This is a genomic window from Kitasatospora phosalacinea (genome assembly GCF_000716545.1).
In the GTDB taxonomy this organism is placed as follows: domain Bacteria; phylum Actinomycetota; class Actinomycetes; order Streptomycetales; family Streptomycetaceae; genus Kitasatospora; species Kitasatospora phosalacinea.
In genome coordinates, this window is sequence record NZ_JNWZ01000010.1 from 1 (window position 1) to 16,807 (window position 16,807).

The 16,807-nt window shown below is 75.6% G+C and carries 18 protein-coding genes and 1 pseudogene; 7 read left to right on the forward strand and 12 right to left on the reverse strand.

The window, feature by feature from the left end; translation table 11 throughout:
- The 6 genes from OO48_RS06685 to OO48_RS06710 all read right to left on the reverse strand — a co-directional run.
- Window positions 1-710 (reverse strand): AMP-binding protein (locus OO48_RS06685; RefSeq protein WP_033213444.1); only part of this gene is annotated, 710 nt, incomplete at its 3' end.
- A gap of 95 nt (window positions 711-805) precedes the next feature.
- A complete protein-coding gene (locus tag OO48_RS06690; protein WP_033213445.1) occupies window positions 806-1,306 on the reverse strand; it encodes a hypothetical protein in 501 nt (166 codons plus the stop codon).
- Complete coding sequence (locus OO48_RS06695) at window positions 1,303-2,409, reverse strand: beta-ketoacyl synthase N-terminal-like domain-containing protein (protein ID WP_033213446.1); 1,107 nt, start codon at window positions 2,407-2,409, stop codon at window positions 1,303-1,305. Before OO48_RS06695 ends, OO48_RS06690 begins: the two co-directional genes overlap by 4 nt.
- Window positions 2,406-2,735 (reverse strand): acyl carrier protein, encoded by a 330-nt coding sequence (locus OO48_RS39170; RefSeq protein WP_209439446.1) that lies wholly within the window; start codon window positions 2,733-2,735, stop codon window positions 2,406-2,408. The genes OO48_RS06695 and OO48_RS39170 overlap by 4 nt, the downstream gene beginning before the upstream one ends.
- Window positions 2,732-3,010, reverse strand: a complete 279-nt coding sequence (locus OO48_RS06705) for an acyl carrier protein (protein ID WP_033213447.1) — start codon at window positions 3,008-3,010, stop codon at window positions 2,732-2,734. The genes OO48_RS39170 and OO48_RS06705 overlap by 4 nt, the downstream gene beginning before the upstream one ends.
- Window positions 3,011-3,058: 48 nt before the next feature.
- Window positions 3,059-4,471 (reverse strand): class I adenylate-forming enzyme family protein, encoded by a 1,413-nt coding sequence (locus OO48_RS06710; protein WP_081951959.1) that lies wholly within the window; start codon window positions 4,469-4,471, stop codon window positions 3,059-3,061.
- Between the two features lie 173 nt (window positions 4,472-4,644).
- On the opposite strand from OO48_RS06710, the gene OO48_RS06715 reads away from it, so the two are divergent.
- The 3 genes from OO48_RS06715 (at window position 4,645) to OO48_RS06725 (ending at window position 8,368) form a co-directional block, all read left to right on the forward strand.
- Window positions 4,645-5,733 (forward strand): alpha-hydroxy acid oxidase, encoded by a 1,089-nt coding sequence (locus tag OO48_RS06715; RefSeq protein WP_033213448.1) that lies wholly within the window; start codon window positions 4,645-4,647, stop codon window positions 5,731-5,733.
- 362 nt (window positions 5,734-6,095) lie between these two features.
- Window positions 6,096-7,040 (forward strand): alpha/beta hydrolase, encoded by a 945-nt coding sequence (locus OO48_RS06720; protein ID WP_033213449.1) that lies wholly within the window; start codon window positions 6,096-6,098, stop codon window positions 7,038-7,040.
- Window positions 7,037-8,368: an aminotransferase-like domain-containing protein gene (locus OO48_RS06725; RefSeq protein ID WP_033213450.1), complete on the forward strand. Its 1,332-nt coding sequence runs from the start codon at window positions 7,037-7,039 to the stop codon at window positions 8,366-8,368. The genes OO48_RS06720 and OO48_RS06725 overlap by 4 nt, the downstream gene beginning before the upstream one ends.
- A gap of 32 nt (window positions 8,369-8,400) precedes the next feature.
- Here the strand turns inward: OO48_RS06725 and OO48_RS35980 are convergent.
- The 4 genes and pseudogenes from OO48_RS35980 to OO48_RS06745 all read right to left on the reverse strand — a co-directional run.
- Window positions 8,401-8,994: pseudogene (locus OO48_RS35980) on the reverse strand (ABC transporter permease); the annotation flags it as partial.
- A 20-nt stretch (window positions 8,995-9,014) separates the two neighbouring features.
- The gene (locus OO48_RS06735; protein WP_245194538.1) at window positions 9,015-9,911 is read right to left on the reverse strand and encodes an ATP-binding cassette domain-containing protein; all 897 of its coding nucleotides are present in this window, start codon (window positions 9,909-9,911) and stop codon (window positions 9,015-9,017) included.
- A 145-nt stretch (window positions 9,912-10,056) separates the two neighbouring features.
- Window positions 10,057-11,214 carry a glycosyltransferase gene (locus OO48_RS40570; protein WP_033213453.1) on the reverse strand — a complete coding sequence of 386 codons (1,158 nt, stop codon included), beginning with the start codon at window positions 11,212-11,214 and terminating at the stop codon, window positions 10,057-10,059.
- Window positions 11,211-11,516, reverse strand: a complete 306-nt coding sequence (locus tag OO48_RS06745) for a hypothetical protein (protein WP_033213454.1) — start codon at window positions 11,514-11,516, stop codon at window positions 11,211-11,213. The genes OO48_RS40570 and OO48_RS06745 overlap by 4 nt, the downstream gene beginning before the upstream one ends.
- A 122-nt stretch (window positions 11,517-11,638) precedes the next feature.
- Between OO48_RS06745 and OO48_RS06750 the strand changes: the two genes are divergently transcribed.
- From OO48_RS06750 to OO48_RS38095, 4 genes are read left to right on the forward strand one after another with little or no spacing between them, the layout of a single operon-like run.
- Complete coding sequence (locus OO48_RS06750; RefSeq protein WP_033213455.1) at window positions 11,639-12,571, forward strand: 3-oxoacyl-[acyl-carrier-protein] synthase III C-terminal domain-containing protein; 933 nt, start codon at window positions 11,639-11,641, stop codon at window positions 12,569-12,571.
- A 49-nt stretch (window positions 12,572-12,620) separates the two neighbouring features.
- Window positions 12,621-12,965 carry an acyl carrier protein gene (locus OO48_RS06755; protein WP_051731815.1) on the forward strand — a complete coding sequence of 115 codons (345 nt, stop codon included), beginning with the start codon at window positions 12,621-12,623 and terminating at the stop codon, window positions 12,963-12,965.
- Between the two features lie 4 nt (window positions 12,966-12,969).
- The gene (locus OO48_RS38090) at window positions 12,970-13,779 is read left to right on the forward strand and encodes a hypothetical protein (RefSeq protein ID WP_051731816.1); all 810 of its coding nucleotides are present in this window, start codon (window positions 12,970-12,972) and stop codon (window positions 13,777-13,779) included.
- Window positions 13,776-14,468, forward strand: a complete 693-nt coding sequence (locus OO48_RS38095; RefSeq protein WP_051731817.1) for a 4'-phosphopantetheinyl transferase family protein — start codon at window positions 13,776-13,778, stop codon at window positions 14,466-14,468. Before OO48_RS38090 ends, OO48_RS38095 begins: the two co-directional genes overlap by 4 nt.
- Window positions 14,469-14,532: 64 nt before the next feature.
- On the opposite strand, the gene OO48_RS06770 is transcribed toward OO48_RS38095, so the two are convergent.
- Window positions 14,533-15,030 (reverse strand): GNAT family N-acetyltransferase, encoded by a 498-nt coding sequence (locus OO48_RS06770; RefSeq protein WP_033213456.1) that lies wholly within the window; start codon window positions 15,028-15,030, stop codon window positions 14,533-14,535.
- Window positions 15,027-16,346, reverse strand: coding sequence for a DUF6271 family protein (locus tag OO48_RS06775; RefSeq protein ID WP_033213457.1), 1,320 nt, complete (start codon window positions 16,344-16,346; stop codon window positions 15,027-15,029). The genes OO48_RS06770 and OO48_RS06775 overlap by 4 nt, the downstream gene beginning before the upstream one ends.
- Window positions 16,347-16,807: the final 461 nt, after the last annotated feature.

Below are 16,807 nucleotides of genomic sequence, written 5' to 3' on the forward strand. Positions count from 1 at the left end.
GCGTCGAAGCTGAGCGCCAGGTTGACCGCGATCAGCGTCGCGGCGTGCGCGGCGGGCAGCGCGCTGAGCACCCGGTCGATGCCCTGCGGCCGGGGCAGCGCGGCGCGGTGCCGGATCGACGCGTACAGGCTGGCGTGCGAGTGCACCACGGCCTTGGGCATCCCGGTGGTGCCGGAGGAGTGGGTGATCGCCACCGGGTCGTCCGCGTGGTGCCGGTAGGGGGCGGGCGCCGCGTCCGGGTCGCCGGAGCCCAGGTCGGCGGCGTCGGCGAGCACCGGGGCCGCCGGGTCGTGCCCGGCCAGCCCGGCCCGGTGCGCGGGGTCGGCGAGGACGCCGACGGCGCCGAGGCGGGCGATGTAGCGGGCCGCGCGCTCGCCGTCCACCCCGGGGTTGAGCAGCGCCGGGATCGCGCCGAGCCGGGACAGCGCCAGGAAGGACAGCACCTGGTCGGCGGCGGCGCTCGCGTACACCACCACCACGTCCCGCCGGCCGACTCCGAGGGCGTGCAGCGCGGCGGCCCGGGCCCGGACGGCGCGGTCGGCCTCGCGCAGGGTGAGCGCCTCCCGGGCGGCGCGGCCGTCCACCGCGGTGTCGAAGGTCAGCAGCGGGGCGTCGATGCCGGCGCCCAGGGCGATCCTGCTGGTCAGCACGTTCCCGGCGCCGACGTCCGGGTCGTTCGCCAGGAGACTGCGGATACTGCGGATGCTCACGGTGTGGATCCCTCCCACGGACCACGGCGCTGGCCGTGCGGGTGCGGTGCGGCGTGCGGAGACGCGTACGGACGGGGGGCGATGGGGGTGCGGGGTCAGGCGGCGGCGACCAGGACGGCGGTGGCCCGGTCGGCGCCCCCGCCCGCCTCGGCCTGCTCGGCGGCGATCACCAGGACGTGGTCGGCGTCGCCGTCGGCGAGCAGCAGTGCGGCCGACTCCAGCGCGTCCGGCGGGACTTCACCGGGCGCGGCGGCCTCCGGGGGGCTGATCGCGACGACCGGGCCGGTCAGGACCCAGCGGGCGGCGACGTGCCCGAGGACGGCGTTCGGGTTGGACTGGAAGAACAGCAGCGGCGGCATCCGGTGCCCCGCGGCGGCGGTGTCGATGGCCAGTGCGGTGGCCCGGTCGCCCCCGGCGCTGGCGAGCAGCAGGCCGGTGCGGCGTGGCTCCCCGGGCTCGCCGTAGTGCGCGGCCAGGCAGCGTTCGGCGACGGCCGCGACCAGCGGGTTGAAGGTCGAGGCCGAGAAGCCGGGCAGCGGGGGAGGCGGCTCGCCGAGGGGCCAGTGCGCGGTGGCGAGGGTGCGCAGGAGGTTCACGCGGCGGCCACCAGGAGTGCGGTGTTGGCGCCGCCGAACGCCGAGTTGAGGCTCAGCGCGCAGCGGGGACGGGCGTCCGCGCGGGGCCCGGCCAGGACGAGGTTCAGTTCGATCTCCGGGTCCGGACCCAGCCAGCCCGCGTTCACCGGAAGCCCTCCGCCGCCCAACACGCCGATGGTGACCGCGAGTTCGAGTAGCGCGGAGGCCTCCAGCGCGTGGCCGTGGACGGACTTGCTGGAGCTCACCGGGAGCGCGTCCAGGGCCTCGCCGAACACCTCGCGCAGCGCCCGCGCCTCCGCCAGGTCGGACATCGGCGAGCCGGTGCCGTTGGCGTTGACGTAGCCCACCTCGGACGGGGCGACCCCCGCCCGGGCCAGCGCGGACCGGACGGCCCGGGCCGCGCCCGCGCCGTCGGGCCGCGGCCGGCACACGTGGTGGGCGTCCCCGGAGCGGCCCCAGCCGGCCAGCCGGGCCAGCGGACGGACACCGCGCCCGGCGGCGGCGCCCGCCGTCTCGACCACCACGGCCGCCGCGGCGTCCCCGAGCAGGGTGCCGCCGCGCCCGGCGCTGAACGGCCGCAACTCCCCGTCGCGGGCCAGTGCCCGCCCCGCGTCGAAGGCCGCGAAGACACCCGGCTCCACCAGGTGCCCGGCCGCGACCACCACCCGGGGGTGCCGGCCGGAGCCGACCAGCGCGGCGGCGTCGGCCACCGCGGTGGCGGCCGCCACACAGGCGCCGGTGTAGACCCGGGCCACCCCGGACAGGCCGAGGGCGACGGCGCCCCGCGACACCTCCGCGGCGACCTCGCGGGTGCGCAGGTCGCTGTGCAGGGCGAGCAACAGCGGTGCGCCCGAGGGGAGTTCGGACTGCTCGCAGGCGTCGCTGACGGCGCCGAGCACCGCGTCGGCGAGCGGCGGCGGGTCGGGCAGCAGGGCCGCCCGCCGGGTGCTGCGCCGGCCGACGTCGAAGCGGGTCACCTCGGTGAAGCCGGTCTCGGCCCGGGCGGCCGCGGCCGCCAGCGGGGCGAGTCCGGTGCCGAAGGCGCTGAGCACCCCGAGGCCGGTGAACACCGGCCGGTCGGCCGGCGGCGTGCTGGAGCTCATGACCGCGCGACCCCGCCGCTGCCGGTGTCGGTGCCGCCGCCGCTGGTGCCGGTGCCGGTGCCGGTGCCGGTGCCGGTGCCGCCGCCGGGGGTGGTGGTGAGCACGGCCGCGCGCAGCACCGCGACGGCGTCGTCCACCGTGCGGACGGCCGCGAACTGCTCGTCGGAGAGCTCCAGCTCGATGCCGTAGCGCTGCTCGAACTCGGCCGTCAGCCAGGTGAGTTCGAGCGATCCGAGGTTCTCGGGCACGCTGCTCGCGGCCCGCTGCCCGAACGCCGCGAGCATCTCCACGACCGCGGCCCGGTCCGGCGGTACGGGCGTGCTCACGCGGCGCTGCCGGCCGCGGCGGCGGCGTTGGCGGCGACCCGGCGGGCCACGTCGGCGGTGAACTGGTCGAGGGTCATCAGCGCGGTGGTCTCCATCTCGTCCATGTCGAACTTGACCCCGAACTCGTCCTCGACCTGCACCGAGAGGTCGGCGAGGGCCAGCGACTCGAGGTCGAGGCCGGCCGGGCCGAGGTCGGTGTCGCCGGTGACCTGGTCGATGTCGTAGTTCATCTCGGCGAGTGCCGCGAGGACGAACTCGTGGATGCGCTCCTGCATGGTGGTGCTCCTCGTACTGGGTCGGGGTTCGGTGCGGTGTGCGGTCGGTCAGGGGGCGGCGGCGCGCAGCGCGGCGGTGTCGCGGACGAGCTTGCCGGTGGCGGTGCGGGGCAGCGCCGGGAGGAAGGCGAGCCGCCGGGGCCGCTTGAAGGCGGCCAGTTCGCGGGTCAGCGCGTCCCGGACGGCGTCGGCCTGGTCGGCGGTCCCGGTGGCCAGGTACGCCTCGATGGCGCCGTCCGCGAAGACCACCACCGCCTCGCGGACCTCGGGCAGCGCCGCCAGGGTGTGCTCGACCTCGTTGAGGTCGACCTTGAGGCCGCCGATGGAGACCTGGGAGTCGCGCCGGCCGAGCACGGTGACCCGGCCGGTCACCGGGTCGATCCGGCCGGCGTCGCGGGTGTGCAGCCGGCCGTCCGACCAGCGGGTCGGGTCGGTGAGGCCGGGGTAGGGCGAGTCGGCCACGGCGACGTGCAGTTCGCCGCCGTCCTCGCGCAGGTCCATGCCGTGGACGGGCGCGGTCTCCGGGTGCAGGGTGCCGTCGAGGTCGGTGGCGATGACGCCGAGCTCGGTCATCCCGTACATGGTGCCCAGCGGCACGCCGTACCGGGCGGTGAAGGCGGCGGGCAGGCCCGGGCGGACCAGCTCGCCGGCGACGATCATCCGGCGCAGCTGCGGCAGCGGCGGGGGAGCGGCCGCGCCGGCCAGCAGCTCGGCGTGGAAGGGGACGCCGATCACGGTGGCCGGCCGGTCGTCCCCGGCGACCGCGGCCAGGATGCCCGCCGTCGTCATCCGCTCGGGGACGGTCAGCGGCACCCGGGCGTGCAGGCTGTTGAGCAGCCCGCCGACCAGGCCCAGGACGTGCACCATCGAGGAGAGCAGGACGACCCGCTCCCCGGCCTTCGGGAACGCCGCCAGCCGTGCGTAGCAGTCGAGTTCGCGCAGCAGGTCGGCGGCGGTGCGGGCGATCACCTTGGCCGGGCCGGTCGATCCGGAGCTGAGCTGCACCAGCGCGTGGCCGGTCGCGGCCGGGCGGCCCTCCGGCCGCGCCACCGGCACCGGGTCGGTCTCGGCGAAGCCGCGCATCGCCGCGGCGGGGCCGTGCGCCGACTCCACCAGGACCTGGGGCGCCAGGCGTTCGACGGCGAGCGCGACCTCGTGGTCGGTGAGCCGGTGGTCCAGCAGGACGGTCTGGGCGCCCAGTTGCCAGCAGGCGAGCAGTGCGGCGGTGTAGCCGAGCGAGGGGGCCAGCCGCAGCGCGACGGTGCCGCCGCGCGACAGGCCCGCCGCGGCGAGCCGCCCGGCCTGTTCGGCGACCAGGGCGCGCAGGGCGGCGCGGTCCACGGGGGCGCCGAAGCGCAGGCACTCCTGGTCGTCGGGCCCGGCGAGCAGGAAGCGGTTCACCCAGTCGTCCGGGGTCTCGGCAGGCGAGGGAGAAGGTGCGAAAGAGCCGGTCAACGCCACTCCACGAAGGGGAGGTCGGATGGACATCGGTCGCAACCGACGGGTCGGTTCGACTTCCTGACGATTGCACAGGCGATCGAACCGAAGCAAGGTCTAGACCATTGGGCGCGCGGCCTCCTACGCTGCCGGGCCGGAGCGGGCCCGAGCGCGGCCTGCCCGGAAAGGCAAACCCCGTGGGACCACTCGAACTGCCCGACTTCGAACGCGCGGCCCGCGCCCGGCTCCCCGCCGGGACCTGGGACTTCGCGCAGGGCGGCAGCGGCGCCGAACGCACCCTCGCCGCCAACCGCGCCCAGTTCGCGCACTGCCGGCTGCGCCCGCGCATCCTCGTCGACGTCTCCGCCACCGACCAGCGCCTCACCCTGCTCGGCAGCCCGCTGAGTACCCCCGTCGGCATCGCGCCGATGGCCTACCACCAGCTGTTCCACCCCGAGGGCGAGACCGCCACCGCCCGCGCGGCCGGCCGCGCCGGGGCGCTGATGGTCGCCGGGATCTTCGCCAGCCGCACCCTGGAGTCCATCGCCGAGGCCGCCACCGGCCCGCTCTGGCTCCAGCTGTACTGGCTGCGCCGCCGCGACGCGCTGGCCGCCGTGGTCGAACGCGCCGAAGCCGCCGGCTACCGGGCCCTGGTGCTGACCGTGGACGCCCCCCGGATCGGCCGGCGGCTGCGCGACGCCCGCAACGGCTTCGCCATCCCCGCGCACGTCCGCGCCGTCAACCTCGACCCGGCCCTGATGGCCGCCAGCCACCGCGCCGACGAAGGGAGCTCCGGCCCCGCCGACCACGCCAGGGAGCAGTTCGACCCCACCCTGACCTGGGCGGACCTCGCCTGGCTGCGCGAGCGCAGCAGCCTGCCGATCGTCCTCAAGGGGATCCTGACCGCCGAGGACACCCGGCTGGCCGCCGAGCACGGCGTCGACGCCGTCGTGGTCTCCAACCACGGCGGCCGCCAGCTCGACGGTGCCCTGGCGACCCTCGCGGCGCTGCCCGAAGTGGCCGCCGCGGCGCCGCCGAACCTGCCCGTCCTCCTGGACGGCGGTGTCCGGACGGGCACGGATGTTGCCCTCGCGATCGCCCTCGGCGCCCGGGCGGTCCTGATCGGCCGCCCGGTCCTGTGGGGCCTGGCCGTCGACGGGGAGGACGGCGTCGCCCGGGTCCTCGACCTGCTGAAGGCCGAACTCGACGACACGATGGCCCTGCTGGGGCGCCCCCGGCTGGCCGACCTCGACCGCACCGCCGTCGCCGCCGCGCCCCACCACTGACGTACGGAGGCTCACGCGCGGCGGTGCGCTGCCGTCGTCGTCAGGCGGCGGGCAGGTCTCCAGGAGCGCCCCGTCCCCGTATCCTCGTGTCCGCCGTGCCCCGCCTCGGCCGGTCCGGGCATCGGACCCGCCCCCGGGAACGCCCCCTGCCGCCGCGCCCCGAGGCTGAGGTGCTCGCCGCCGCCGGAACCCGTAACCCACCGGTGCGGCCGAGGAGTCGACCGACTCCAGCCCGGGCGCCCGACTGCCGCCGCGGGCCCACCGCCCGGCCGCCGAAACGCCGAAGCCCCCTGAAGCCCCGAAGCCCCGAAGCCCCCGAGCACCACCGCCGCTGACCGGCGGTCCGACCCCAGGAACGTCCCTTGCCACTGCACCCCCAGGCCGAGGCCCTGCGCCGGCAGCGCGCCGCCGCCGGCACCCCGCCGCTGTACGCCCGCAGCCTCGCCGAGGCCCGCGCCGCCGACCTCGCCGACATCCGGGCCGCCGCCGGGAACCCGGAACCCGTCGGCGCCGTCGAGGAGTTGACCGTCCCCGGCCCCGGCGGCCCGCTGCCGCTGCGGGTCTACCGCCCGGTCGGCGGCAGTGCCCGGGACGCCCGACCCCCCGTCCTGCTCTACCTGTTCGGCGGCGGCTGGACGCTCGGCTCGCTCGACACCGGCGACGCGATCTGCCGTCGGCTCACCAACGCGGCGGGCTGCGTCACCGTCGCGGTCGGCTACCGGCTCGCCCCCGAGCACCCCTTCCCGGCCGCCGTGCACGACGTGGCCGCCGCCGCCGAGTGGATCGCCGCGCACGCCGCCGAACTGGACGCCGACCCCGGGCGGTTGGCCGTCGCGGGCGACAGCGCGGGCGGCAACCTGGCCGCCGCGCTCACCCTGCTGGCCCGCGAACGCGGCGGCCCGCCGATCCGGCACCAGCTGCTGGTCTACCCCAACACCGACCACGCCGCGGACACCCCGTCCGTCCGCGAGCACGACGACCCGCTGCTGTTCAACCGCCGCTCGGTCGCCTGGTACTGGGGCCACTACCTGGCCGACCCGGCCGACGGCGCGAACCCGCTGGCCTCCCCGCTGCGCGCCCCCTCGCTGGCCGGCCTGCCGCCCGCCACCGTGATCACCGCCGAGTACGACCCGCTGCGCGACGAGGGCGAGCAGTACGCGCGGGCCCTGCGCGCCGCGGGGGTGCCCGTCGAACTGCGCCGCTACGACGGCATGCCGCACGGCTTCTTCGCGATGTCCGGCGTCCTGGACGACGGCCGCGACGCCCAGCAGTACGCCGCCGACCGACTGCGCGAGGCCCTGCGATGACCACCACCACCGTCACCCCGCTCCGGCTGGACGACCTGCACGCCAGCCTCGCCGACCCGCTGCTGGACGCGATGACCTTCCTCAACGAGGTCACCGAGCGCTACCCGGACGCGCTCTCCTTCGCTCCCGGCCGCCCGCACGAGGGCTCCTTCGAACCCGAGGACGTCCACACCTACCTGGACACCTACCTCGCCCACCTCGCCGAACGCGGCCTGAGCGGCGGCGCCGTGCGCACCGCGCTGTTCCAGTACGGACCCACCAAGGGCATCGTCGCGGACCTGGTCGCCCGCACCCTCGCCAACGACGAGGGCCTGGACGTCGCCCCCGAGGCGCTGGTGCTCACCGTCGGCGCCCAGGAGGGCATGCTGCTGGTGCTGCGCGCCCTGTGCGCCACGCCCGAGGACGTGCTGCTGGTCAGCTCGCCCTGCTACGTCGGCGTCACCGGCGCCGCCCGGCTGCTCGACCTGGCGACCGTCCCCGTCCCCGAGGGCCCCGGCGGCGGCCCGGACCCGGACGCGGTGCACGAGGCGGCCCGCGCCGTCCGCGCCTCCGGCCGCCGCCCGCGCGCGCTCTACGTCGTCCCCGACTTCGCCAACCCGTCCGGCACCAGCATGCCGGTCGCGGCGCGCGCCGGGCTGCTGGCGACGGCGGCCGAGGAGGGGCTGCTGGTGATCGAGGACAACCCGTACGGCTTCTTCGCCCGGGAGGAGGGTGCGCGCCCCACCCTGAAGGCCCTGGACGGGAACCGCGGGCGGGTGGTGTACCTCGGCTCCTTCGCCAAGACCTGCTTCCCCGGCGCCCGGCTCGGCTACGTCGTCGCCGACCAGCCGGTGGTCGCCCCCGACGGCCGGACCACGCTGCTCGCCGACGAGCTGGCGAAGCTGAAGAGCATGACGACGGTCAACACCCCGGCGCTCAGCCAGGCCGTGATCGGCGGCATGCTGCTGCGCCACGACTGCCGGCTGCGCGCCGCCAACGCCCCCGCGCGCACCCACTACGCGGCCAACCTGGCAGTCCTGCTGCGGGAGTTGGAGCGGCACTTCCCGGCGGCCGAACGGGAACGGCTCGGGGTGTCCTGGAACGAGCCGGCGGGCGGCTTCTTCGCCGTGCTGGAGGTGCCGTTCACCGCCGACGGGGCGGCGATGGAGCGCTGCGCCCGCGACCACGGCGTGCTCTGGACGCCGATGGCCCCGTTCTACCCGGCGGGCGGCGGCGAGCGCCGGCTGCGGCTGTCGATCAGCGCGCTGAGCGGGCCCCGGATCGAGCAGGGCGTGACCCGGCTGGCCGCCTTCATCCGCTCGGCCCGCGACCGGGCCGCCGCGGGCTGAGAACGGCGGCGGGGGGACTCGGCCACCGTCTGCAGCCACACCGGCGCCAGCGCCAGCGGCAGCAGCACCCCGGAGAGCAGGCCGATCGGCTGCGCGATGGTGTTCACCACCGGCGCCATCGCGGCGTCGTTGGGCAGCGCCAGCGCGATGCCGTACGAGATGGCCGAGGTCATCAGGGCCAGCAGGCCGAGCAGCACGTACGCCAGCAGCAGGCTCGGCAGGTCGACCCGGAGGCCGAACGGCAGCGCGACCAGGGTGATGATGACCGCCTGGACGAGCAGGCCGAGCGTCTCGCGCAGCGCCCGCCCCAGCAGCAGGGCGAGCCGGCTGACCGGGGTCACCCGGGAGCGCTCGATGATGCCGGCCTTCAGCTCGCCGAGCAGGCTGAACCCGGTGTAGAGGCCGCCGAAGATGCAGAGCACCGCCAACAGGCCGGGGACGTAGATCTGGTACGCCTCGGCGTAGCTGGTGGCGCCCATGGGTGCCAGCACCTTCTTCAGCAGCGGGGCGAACAGCAGCAGGTAGAAGACGGGCTGGGTGATGCCGATCACGATCCAGATCGGTGTGCGCCACATCAGCAGCACTTGCCGCTGGAAGACCAGCCAGGTGTCACGGGCGAGCTTCACGGAAGGGACCCCAGGGTTCGTCAGGACTGTTCGATGGAGCGGCCGGTGCGGGCCAGGAACACGTCGTCCAGGCTCGGCCGCTGGAGCTGGACGGTGCCGGGGACGATGCCCGCCCCGTTCAGGACGCTCAGCAGCCGGGGGATCGCCGCCGCGCCGTCGTCCAGGTAGAGCCGCAGGCCGTCCTCGCCCTGCTCCAGCCGGTGCAGGTAGGGCTGCTCGCGCAGTGCGTCGGCGGCGGGCCCGGCCCCGTCGGCGGCGAGGCCGAGCAGGACGACGTCGCCGGAGATCTCGCGCTTGAGCTCCTCGGGGGTGCCCTCGACGACGATCTGCCCGTGGTCGACGATCGCGACCCGGTCGCAGAGCGCGTCCGCCTCGTCCAGGTAGTGGGTGGTCACCACCACCGTCATGCCCTCGGTGCGCAGCCGCTCGATCTCGGCCCACACCTGGCCCCGGCTGGCCGGGTCGAGGCCCACCGTCGGCTCGTCCAGGAACAGCACCTTCGGGGAGTGGATCACCCCGAGCGCGATGTCCACCCGGCGGCGCTGGCCGCCGGAGTAGGTGCTGCAGGGGCGGTCGGCGAACTCGGTGAGGTCGAACGCCTCGAGGGCGTCCTCGGCCTGCCGCTGGGCCTCGGCCTTGCGGCTGCCGTACATCCTGGCCTGCATGACCAGCTCCTCCCGCCCGGTGACCGCGTCGGCGGTGCCGCCGCCCTGGGCGACGTAGCCGATCCGGCGGCGGACCCCGGCCGGGTCGGCCAGCAGGTCGGCGCCGGCGATCAGGGCTTCGCCGCCGTCCGGGCGGATGAGCGTGGCGAGCATGCGCAGGGTGGTGGTCTTCCCGGCGCCGTTGGGGCCGAGGAATCCGAAGATCTCACCTGCCTGGACGTCCAGGTCGATGCCGCGGACGGCGTCGACCACGGTCCGGCCGTGTCTTCCGGACGGATAGGACTTGCGAAGTCCCTTGGTCTCGATCAACCAGAACTCCCGTGCTGGAGTGGAGTGCGGGGGCCTGCGCCCGCCAACCACCGCTCATGGTTCGGCGGTTGGCGGACGCGAGGCGGTATCAGGGGGCGACCAGTGCTTCCATCCGGTCGGCGGCGGTCAACGCCCCTCCGCCGGACAGCAGTTGACGGCCGATCAGCTCGGCGGACGCCCGGTGGGAGGGCTCGTCGAACACCCGCCGCAGCCGCTCGGCGATCACCGGCGGACTGACCCGGGCGAACGGGATCCGGAGGCCGGCCCCGGCCTCCACGACCCGCTGCGCCACGAACGGCTGGTCGTTGCGGATCGGCGCCGCCAGCACGGGGACACCGTGCGACAGCGACTCGACCACGGTGTTCATCCCACCATGGCAGAGCACCGCGTCCAAGCGGCCCTCCGACAGCAGCTCCAGCACGGGTGCCCGATCGACCACCAGCACGGAGTCCGGAAGGGCAGCGGGGAGTGCCCCCCGGGGCGCGGCGACCACCGCCCGCACGCCGTCGCCGAAGTGGGCCAGCGCCCGGACGGTGCGGTCCAGGAAGTCCGCGCCGACCGCGTCCGACATGGTCCCCATGGTGACCAGCACGGTGCGCCGGCCCGGCGCCAGCCGCTCCCACGGGAACGCCGGATCCGCCGGACGCCCGGTCAGCACCGGCCCCACCAGGGCGAGCTGCGCCAGCGGCGGCAGCTCGCCGAGCAGCGCCCGGCCGGAGGTGGCCAGCACCAGGTGCGGCGACAGGCGCGGGTCGGTGAACTCCCCGGCGGGCAGCTGCGCCCGCTGCCACAGCCCCGCCAGCAGGCCCGCCGTCCAGGCCTCGACCCGCGGTAGGTGCCGGTACGGGCGGCCCAGCTCCATCGCCCCCGGCGCCAGCGTCGCCCACGGCAGCCCGTGCCGGTGCGCGACCAGCGCGCCCGCCGGAGTGTGCTGGTCCACCAGCAGCGCGTCCGGCCGGAACTCCCGCACCACCGCGTCCAGCGGCTTCAGGGTGAACTTGGCGTACGGGACGACGAAGCCCTCCCACAGCGAGCGCAGCGAGGCCAGGCCGTGGCCCCCCATCGCCCGGAACACCCGGTTGCCGGTGCCGAAGATCCGGGCGTCCGGGCCGAGCAGCGGCCGCAGCATCGTCTCGGTGCCGGTCCAGGCCACCTGGTGGCCGCGCGCGAGCAGCTCGTCCGCGATCCCGGCCGCCGGATTGACGTGCCCGGCCAGCGGGGGCACCACCATCAGGAAGCGGCTCACCGGCGCACCAGCTCCGCCAGGTCGCCGACGGTCAGCGCGGCCAGGCCGTCCAGGTCGAGGCCGGCCCGCAGCGCGCCCAGGTCGGCGCCGAAGCGCTCCCGCAGCAGCGCGTCCAGCGCGGCGAACTCGCTTTCGTCCAGGGCGAGATCACCGTCGAGCCGGTCCTCGGGGGCGAGCGACTCTGCCCATTCGGGCAGAGCGTCGGCGGCCTCGGCCAGCGCGGCCAGCAACTCCGGGTCCAGCCCGGACGACGGCCCGGGGAGCGGCGCGGAGGGCAGCTCGGAAGCGGTTTCTGGGTACACGGAGGAAGGCTGGGAATCAGTCATCGGAAGGCTCCACCGGCTCGACGGCAACGGGGTGAGGGAGGGGGCTCCGGATCGGTGATCGCTTGTGCGACCCACGGAGCGTGGGAATACTAACCGGGGTGACCGCACTGGAGGCAGTGGCCGTCCACCTCCCCCCGCGACTCGAACCGATCGAGGACGTGGGCGCCCGGATCGGCCTTACCCCACGTCAACTCCGACTCTTCCGCCGCTTCCACGGCCTGGACCAGGTGCGCCTGGACCCGGACGGGACGCTGCTCGACCTGCTGACCGCCGCCGTCCGGGCCCTGCCCGAACTGCGCGGCAACGAACACCGCGTTCGGTACCTGCTGCACGCCCGCAACACGCCGGTCGCCGCGCCCTACCCGATCAACCCCCTGCACCAGCTCAAGGAACGCTTCGGCCTCACCCGGGCCGACGCCTTCACCGTCACCCAACAGGCTTGCGCCGCCTCGCTGTTGGCCATCGACCTGGCCGGACGGCTGCTGGCGGACGACGGCGACCCCTCGGCGCTGGCCCTGGTGGTGGCGGGGGAGAAGACCTTCACCCGGGACGCCCAGCTCCTCCCCGACACCACGATCTTCGCCGAGGCCGCGACGGCCTGCCTGGTCAGCCCCGGCGGCGACCACAACCGGGTGCTCTCCTACGCGGTCCGCCAGCGCCCCGAGTTCTACGGCCGACCGGCCGAGGACCCGGAGCTGATGACCCGCTACCAGCGGGAGTACCAGCCCACCATGATCGAGACCGTCCGGGCCGCGCTCGACCAGGCGGGTCTGGACCTCTCCGACATCGCGCTGCTGCTCCCGCACAACGTCAACCAGGCTTCCTGGCGGGCGACCTGCCGCCAACTCGGCTACCCCGTCGAGCGGGTGGTCCTGGACAACGTGGCCTCGGTCGGACACAGTTTCGCCGCGGACGCCTTCGTCAACCTCCGCACCGCCACCACCGGCGGAGCGCTCCGGCCGGGCGACCACTACCTGATCGCCGCCGCCGGCATCGGCGCCACCTTCGCGGCCATGGTCCTGCGGCACTGACCCGCCGCCGCGTCCCCGCTCCTCCCCTCCACCACCGGACGGTCCACCCATGTCAGAATCCGCCCTGCCCACCGCCGCCCTGCCCGCTGAGGCCCCGCCCACTGGGGCCCCGCCCGCGGCCGAGCCGGTCGACCCCGAGGTGCGCGCCCGCATCCGGCGCGGCATCGAGGACGTGCTGCCGCGCGTCCTGGGCGTCGAGCTCGCCGACGTCCCCGAGAACGCCTGCTTCTTCGACGACTTCGGCCTCACCTCCTCCGGCATCGTCGAACTGGTCCTGGACATCGAGGAGACGCTCGCCATCCAGGTCGACGTCGAGCACCTCGTCATCGACGACGTCCGCTCCGTCGACAGCCTCACCGACTACGTCGTCGGGCACCACGTCGACGAGGACTGACCCGGTGCCCGCCGAAACCCGGGGCCTGCGCGTGACCAGGGCGGTCGCCGCCGGATTCGACGGCCGCTCCGCGGCCTCGCTCCACCCCGACCTGCGCACCTTCACCGACGACCTGGTCCGCCCGTACGGCCTGGCGCTGCGCGAGGACCTGCTGGCGGAGGGCGCCGGGCACGACTACGGCGAGATGGCCGCCGGCCTGTTCGAACAGGCCCTCCCCGGGGGCGAACCCGCGGACCTGCTGATCCTCGCCTTCTCCTCCCCGGACGTCCGGCCCGCCGCGCCCGCCTCGCTCCGGCTCAGCTGGCACTGCCCCGGTCGGCCGACCGCCTTCGCCGTCTGCGACCAGGGCAGCGCCACCGCCTTCGCCGCGCTGCGGATCGCCGCCGCCCACCACCGCACCGGCGGCTGCCGGCGGGCCGTGATCGTGCTCGCCGAGCAGAGCGCCCTGCACCACCGGCCCGCCGAGCCCGTCGAGCTGCCCGCCGAGCACCGCGCCGTCGTCCTGGTCTGCGAGGCGGGCGCGGAGGAGGGGATGCGGGTCCGCCAGCAGGCCCAGCCGGACGGTGCCGGGGCCCTGCGCTCCGTCCGCGACGAGCACCGTCGACTCGGGTCCGGCGCCGGGCTGTTGCTCGCCGCCGGGCTGGCCTCCCACGGCGCCCCCGACGGCGCCGGGGCGGCCCGCCCCGGCCAGCCGTTCACCGGCGTCTGGAGCCTGCTCGCCGAGCGCCTCGCCGCGCCCGGCACCACCGGTCCGCTGCTGGTCGCCGACCACGACCGGCGCCTGGGCCGGCTCAGCACCCTCACCCTGCCGTGAACGCGGCACCGACGACCGACGTCATCGACGTCTGGAGCATCCCGACCGACCAGCCCCCGGCCGTCGTCCGCCGGCTGTACGGCCTGCTCGACGCCGAGGAGCGCGAGCGGGCCGACCGGGCCCGCGACCCCCGGCAGGGCGAGCGGTTCGCCGTGGTCCGCGGCGCCGTCCGGCTGCTGGTCGCCGAACGGCTCGCCGTCGCGCCCGCCGACCTGGCGTGGCGGCGCGGCCCGCACGGCAAGCCCGCCCCCGCCGCCGACACCGGCCTCGACGTCAACTGGTCCGCCTCGGGCGCCCTCGCGCTGCTCGCCGTCGCGACCGGCCGCCGGGTCGGCGCCGACGTCGAGCAGCTCCGCCCGCCCGGCGTCGGCGCCCGGATCGCCCGCCGCCACTTCCCGCCCGCCGACGCGGCCCTCGTCCTGGACGCACCCACCCCGGCCGACGGCGCCGAGCGCTTCACCCGGCTCTGGTGCCGCCGCGAGGCCTGCGTCAAGGTGTACGGCGGCCGGCTCGCCCAGGGCCTCGGCCTCCCGCTGGCCGGCCCCTCCCCGCTGCGCCTGGCCGACCCGGGCCAGCTCGGCCCCGGCCCGCTCCGGCTCGCCGACGTCCCCGTCCCCGGACCGTTCCGCGCGGCGGTCGCCGCCGACGGGGACCGCCCGTTCACCGTCCGCCGGCACCACTGGGCCTGACGTCCCGACAGCACGACGAGGAGCCCGACCGGCAAGCCGGTCGGGCTCCTCCCGTTCGGGGCCCTCAGCCCAGGGGCTTCGACATGTAGACCGCCCGCCGCCCGTACGACGCGGGCAGCTCCACCTCCCGGTGCGCGCGGTAGCCGTAGAAGCGCAGCAGGATGTCGGAGCCGCGCACCGCGACCATCGAGACCTGCACGAAGCCCTCCGCCACCGCCCGCTCCTGCACGTGCTCCATCAGCTTCGCGGCGAGCTCCCGGCCGCGCAGGTCCTCGGCCAGCACCAGGTCGTGCACGTGCAGGTTGTCCGACTCGAACGCCCCGGCCTCCGCCACGGCGAGGTCCGGGCAGCGCAGCGGCGGGTACGGCAGGCTCAGCAGGTAGCCGCGGACGGTGCCGCGCTGCTCCAGCACGAAGCAGGTCCCCGGCGAGCAGGCGACCCGGGACCGCAGCGCCTCCCGGCCCTCGGAGAGGCCGTCGGCCGCGTAGGCCTCGTGCTCCAGCGCGACCACGGCGTCCCAGTCCCGCTCGGCCAGCTGCCGGATCAGGAACTCCTCGCTCACCCGGCGGTCCCGACCGCGCCGAGGCCCCGCTCGCGGGCGGCGGCCACCATCGGGGCCCAGGCCTCGATCAGCACCGCCCAGCGCACCGCGTCCTCGCGGGCCTCGTCCAGGAGCTGCTGCCGCTGCCCGGCCACCACGTCCGCCAGCTCGGCGTACTTGCCGCCCAGCGCGCGGTAGCAGCGGTCCACCTCGTCCAGGCACTGCTCGTTGACGTCCCGGTCCAGGTCGAAGGTGCTGCGCACCAGGCCGAGGATCGGCTCGACCCTCAGCTCGTGCCGCTCGTCCAGCAGTCCGCGACCGAGGTCGATCATCTGGCCGTAGACCGGGTACAGGTACAGCATCGAGAGCAGCATCTTCACGAAGCGCAGCTGGTAGGAGACGAACCCGGCGCCGACCCGGCGTTCGGGCGTGTAGTAGTTGACGATGTGCCGCCTGTGGATGACGGCGGGCAGCTCGGCGTGGACCAGGGCGTGCAGCAGCGCGTAGTCGCTGCCGATGGTGCGCAGCGCGGGCACCAGCGGCAGCACCTCGTAACCCCGGTGGTCGATGGCGACGTTGCACATGTAGACGTCCCAGATGTCCGGCACGCCGAGCACCGAGTCGTCGCGGTCGAAGGTCTCCGGTTCGGCGCCCTTGAAGGAGATCTCCACCATGGCGTCCTGCTGCTCCCGCGTCCACACCCGCGGCGTCCACAGCCGCACCAGGTCCCGGTAGACCTCCGGGTCCAGCTCGTTGATCTCGCCGATGTCCACGTTGAGCTCGCCCATGAAGGAGGCGCTGACCAGCATCACCGGCCGGTCCGCGTCTGCCGGGTCGAGCTCGGAGCGGGCCACCCCGGCCACCGCCTCCCCGGCCGGCTTGCCGATCGACAGCAGCTCGTGGTGGATCGGGAACGTCTTCTCCCCGTCGACGACCCGGTAGTCGAAGTCGTCGTTGCGCAGGTGCGCCGAGGTGCAGCCCAGGGCGGCGGCGCCCAGGAAGATCCGGTTGACGCAGGAGCCGTACGCGACGGCCTGCGGCAGCATCAGGTCGAGCAGCAGCTCGGGGTCGGCGCCGCCGGAGCGCCGCGCCACGTCGAGGAAGAACGCGCGCTGCGCCTCGTTGCCGAGGTGGTGGACGGACACGCCGGGGGAGGGGGCCAGCGCGGCCACGGCGTCCGCGTTCTTCGCGAAGTCGGCGCCCTCGGTGGTGTCGAGGACGAGGAGGTGGACCTCGACCCCGAAGGTCTCGACGGCGTAGGCCGCCTCCTCGGCGAGGTCCACGATGGTGCCGGGGCAGGACCGCATGGTGGGCAGGGCGAGGCAGACTCGTTGCATGGTGTGGGAATCTCCGTCTGGTCGTCAGATTCGTCGCGGCGCCTGGCGGTCGAGCGGGGAGGAGCTGCCCTGACCGGCCGGCCCGGCCGTCCCGGACGGGCTCGCCGACGAGTGGCGGAGGGCTGCGGCGGCACCGTGGACGACCTGGTCGCACCACAGTGGACTAGACCAAACTGGGGTGTCAACGCACCGCCGCCGGCCCGGCCCCGCCGCCCGCCGACCCTGCCCGATGGGGCAGCGGACCCTGCCCCGGCGCGAAGTGCCCCGACTCCGTTCCGGGCCCCCGGGACGAACGGGGAACGGGCGTGCGGAATCCGCCCGGGAATCGCCGGCGCCCCGGCGGACCGACTTCCGCCCGGCCGCCGGACCGGACTTCCGGTCCCGAAGTCCGGTGAACCGGCGACCGGCCCGGACGAAAGGCGTCCCGGACGCCCATTCACCACTCGGCCGTTCCCGCCGAA